3 protein-coding genes are annotated in these 3,896 nt (G+C 40.9%); 1 reads left to right on the forward strand and 2 read right to left on the reverse strand.

The genetic code is table 11. The annotated features are described in order from the left end of the window. Positions 1–125 precede the first annotated feature (125 nt). Both HWQ41_RS19685 and HWQ41_RS19690 read right to left on the reverse strand, forming a co-directional pair. Positions 126–1,466, reverse strand: a complete 1,341-nt coding sequence (locus HWQ41_RS19685; protein WP_292766346.1) for a restriction endonuclease subunit S — start codon at positions 1,464–1,466, stop codon at positions 126–128. Between the two features lie 154 nt (positions 1,467–1,620). After that, on the reverse strand, positions 1,621–3,642 hold the full coding sequence (locus HWQ41_RS19690; RefSeq protein WP_292766349.1) for a class I SAM-dependent DNA methyltransferase: 2,022 nt from the start codon (positions 3,640–3,642) through the stop codon (positions 1,621–1,623). A 93-nt stretch (positions 3,643–3,735) separates the two neighbouring features. Here HWQ41_RS19690 and HWQ41_RS19695 point away from each other — a divergent pair, with 93 nt between their 5' ends. After that, positions 3,736–3,873: a hypothetical protein gene (locus HWQ41_RS19695; protein ID WP_292766352.1), complete on the forward strand. Its 138-nt coding sequence runs from the start codon at positions 3,736–3,738 to the stop codon at positions 3,871–3,873. Positions 3,874–3,896: the final 23 nt, after the last annotated feature.

Raw genomic sequence — 3,896 nt, forward strand, 5'->3', positions numbered from 1 at the left:
TTAAACCTCGTCCATTTTGAAACCTGGAGTAGTGCGGGCATCTTGCCCGCTACTACAATACGGGAGCAAGATGCTCCCACTACTTTTAAAACTATGGTTCTCAAAATAGATGTGGTTTAACTATATTATGCTGTTACTTTAATCTGTCCGGTGACTGCTGCTGTAATCAGTGCAGCGCGACGCTCATGTAAATAGTCGATAGTCATTACAGCAGCATGAGATAGTTTATCAATTTTACTTGTTTTTTCTTCAACAAATGAAACAATCTTTATTTGTTCTTCCATTAGAGGTACAGGAAACAATAGCTCACGAATATCACTTTGAGCGATATTGTTTGCAAGCCCTTCTGCACCACTTACAAACTGTAGAATTTGCTGTCGAACAATGAATGATCCCATTGTGATGACAAAAAACTTAGCATCACAAATTTCAGTATTAAGCTTAAGCCTAAAAATTTTGTCTGAAAGCAACAATCTCTCACTAGGTTGATTTTGTACAAGCCCTACTGAACCTATCAAGTCTGTAGAGCCACTGGCACGAGACATCAGAATATCATCTTTTTTTACCTCAAGTTCTAAAGGTGGCTCAATTTCAGGAGGCAGAGTTTTGTTTTCTTGAGGATTGAAAATACCACCATTGACACATCCTGTTTTCAATACTCCCCACTCTCTTTCCTGTGCTGGAAAGTTATAACACTGTGGTGAAAAGCCAGTATCAATGCCAAATATCAAAAACTTTATTCTTTTAACATTCCAATGTTGTGGAATTTTCCCTAACCACTCAAAACCTGAATTCCACAAGGGAATAGTGGGATTTAAACCATGAGTAACAGCATCAGTGATAAGAGCGCGGCGCTTTTCCGTCAGTAAATCAAGCAGACGCTCTTTATCTGAGATGAGTGTGTCTATTTTGGCGGTTTCATGATCAAGGTAATTTGCGATCGCACGTTGCTCAGACAAGGGAGGTAGCCATATCCACATCTGACTGAATTTTTCGACAGTAAAGTGAGCAATTGTGGCTTTATTGCAAATAACATCAAGCCATTCATGCGAAGCTGTGTGTAAAAGCAAATACCTCAGAAAATGCACATCTCCTGTCTGTGTTGAGCGAACTAGATGGAGAGCATTTTGAATAATACAATTTATAGGTGGCTCATTTGATACGATTACAGCACGTCCCGCCTCACCACCTTCACAAACAAGAAGGTCGCCCTTTCTTACTTGCAGCATCTCAATTTCCCAAGGAGATGCCCACATTGTTGGCAATTGTTCAGTCAACACATTATCCCATTGAATATGCTGCGCTTTCAAGTAAGGTACTTCCATATCCTCTAACGACTGTGCAGAATTTTGAAGCATTTTACCCAGGGTAATTTTATAATGGTGCTTTATCTGAGTAAATTGCCAACTTTTTATATTTGTTGGTTGCCACGGTGCTTCTACTTCTACAAATTTATCCTCAATCATTCTGTCACCTCTCACAGCAAAAAGATTTAGGCTAAAAGTTCAGTGGCTAAATATTTTAGCCTTACCATATTCCAAACGATTGGAATATCTTTAAACCAATCAAAATCGGAATGATGAAAGCGAGTCTCGCGCTAATTGAACGTATTGGAAATGCTCACATTATCACATCATGCAGCAAACGCATAAACTCTTCCTCCATTCGCTTAATGTCAGCATCAATTTCAGCTAAAGGTCGCGGAGGCGTGTATTTATAAAAATGCCGATTAAAATTAATCTCATAAGCACTGCGAATTTTATCACCGTCTGCCCACGCATCATTTACGTGCGGCTCAACCTCACGGTGAAAATAGCCCACAATTTCATCTGTCAAACGCACATTTTCAAAATCCCGTAATTGCGTATCCGGCTCATACATCCGCTCTACCTTACCTTTAGCATCCCGAAACCAACCCCAAACACGCGCATTAGGTTCGTCAATCGCTTTACGTTCCTTGAGAATAACCCCCTTGGCTTCTGCATTACGCTCTGTAAAAACATCCCGAAACAGCTTATTTTCTGTCTTTTTCCACTTGCTACCACGCTGCTTAATTAAAGCATTCATCAGCTTGTCAAACTCACTCCAATTAGGACGGGGTTCTCTTCCTAATTCTCTATCTATCGCTTGCACATCATCTAATAAGTGAGGCACAGCATCTAAAAATCGGCTTTTGCGTTCTACATCCATTTGGTAGAGCAAACGTAGCGGTCTTTCAATGGGAACGCGATTATAGCCAAAATCTTCATTATCAAAAATCTTGCTAGTTTCACTTTCTACAAACTCACCGTACTCCCGCACCACTGCGGCAATATCTTCTTCACCCATATAGCGACGTTTGTCACCTAAACTACGACGCATAGGTTGCCAGCGAGTGCGAGAGTCTATTAATTGAATCTTTCCTTTGCGGTGTCGCTGCTTGCGATTAGTAACAATCCAAATATAAGTACTAATACCAGTGTTGTAAAACATTTGCTCTGGCAGGGCTATAATCGCTTCCAACCAGTCATTTTCAATCACCCACTTGCGAATTTCACTTTCACCGCTACCCGCACCACCAGTAAACAAAGGTGAACCATTGAAAACGATCGCCAAACGTGAGCCATTTTTCTCCGCTTCTGGTTGATACGGCTCAAACTTACTAATCATGTGCTGTAAGAATAGCAACGAGCCATCATTAACTCGCGGTGTACCTGCGCCAAATCTTCCAGCGAAACCTAACTTTTCGTGTTCGCGTTGCACCTCTTTTTGTTGCTTCTTCCAGTCCACACCAAACGGGGGATTAGCAAGAAAATAATCAAAACGTTCACTATAATATTGGTCGTTAATCAGCGAATCACCGTAACGAATATCACTGTTATCATTACTTTTCAGCAACAAATCTGAGGCAGCCATAGCATAAGCACGGGGATTAAAATCTTGCCCAAATACCCACAATTTTGCAGTTGAATGGTTTTCGCGTAAATAATTCTGTGCCTCAGCCAGCATTCCCCCAGTACCACAGGTAGGGTCAAGCATTTTGCGAATGATCCCCGGTTTAGTCAAGATATCGTCATCGGGATCAAACAAAATATCTACCATCAAACGGATCACTTCTCGCGGCGTAAAGTGATCGCCGGCTGTTTCATTAGCTGCTTCATTAAATCTGCGGATTAAATCCTCAAACAGCAACCCCATGTCGATGTTATCCAAGTCATCAGGATGCAGGTTAACATCACAAAATTTAGAAACAACAAGATAGAGAATATTTGCTTCACGCATTTTCTCAATTTCAGCAGTAAACTCAAATCGCTCGAAAATATCGTAAACGTTTTTTGAGAAACTTTTAATGTAGCTGATGAGATGTTGATCTATATTGTCGGGATCACCTTTAAGCTGCTCAAAATCAAGTTGCGATCGATTATGAAAACGTTGCCCTGCTACCTTATTCAGCATTGCATCTAAGGCATCATCCTTAAATGTATCTTTCCTCTTATCAAATTCCTTTAGTACCTGCGGTTTAGTTGGCGCAAGCACACAATCAAAGCGACGCAGCACCGTCATTGGTAACATTACCCGCTCGTACTGCGGTGGGCGGTAAGGCCCCCGTAATAAGTCAGCAATTTGCCAAATGAAGTTGGAGAGTTGGTGATGGTCTGCCATGTGTGTCTATATCGATCTGCTTATTATATCTACATTTCGGGCGGCAGAACGATAGTTTTATAGCCAATACGGTTCGGTTAACGTTTTAATATTTTGATAATAAGCGTAACTGATGGCGATCGCAAAGTAGTGATACTTTCAAGTAAACTACGGCAAAACGCTCGTATTACAGCAGTTTATTGGAATTACAATAGCCTCACCACAGCTTATCTAAATAAGCAAGCTCAATAGAACTCTTGCAAAAGTCCCCTAAC

It is taken from the genome of Nostoc sp. NOS(2021), from assembly GCF_017115025.1.
GTDB lineage: Bacteria > Cyanobacteriota > Cyanobacteriia > Cyanobacteriales > Nostocaceae > Nostoc.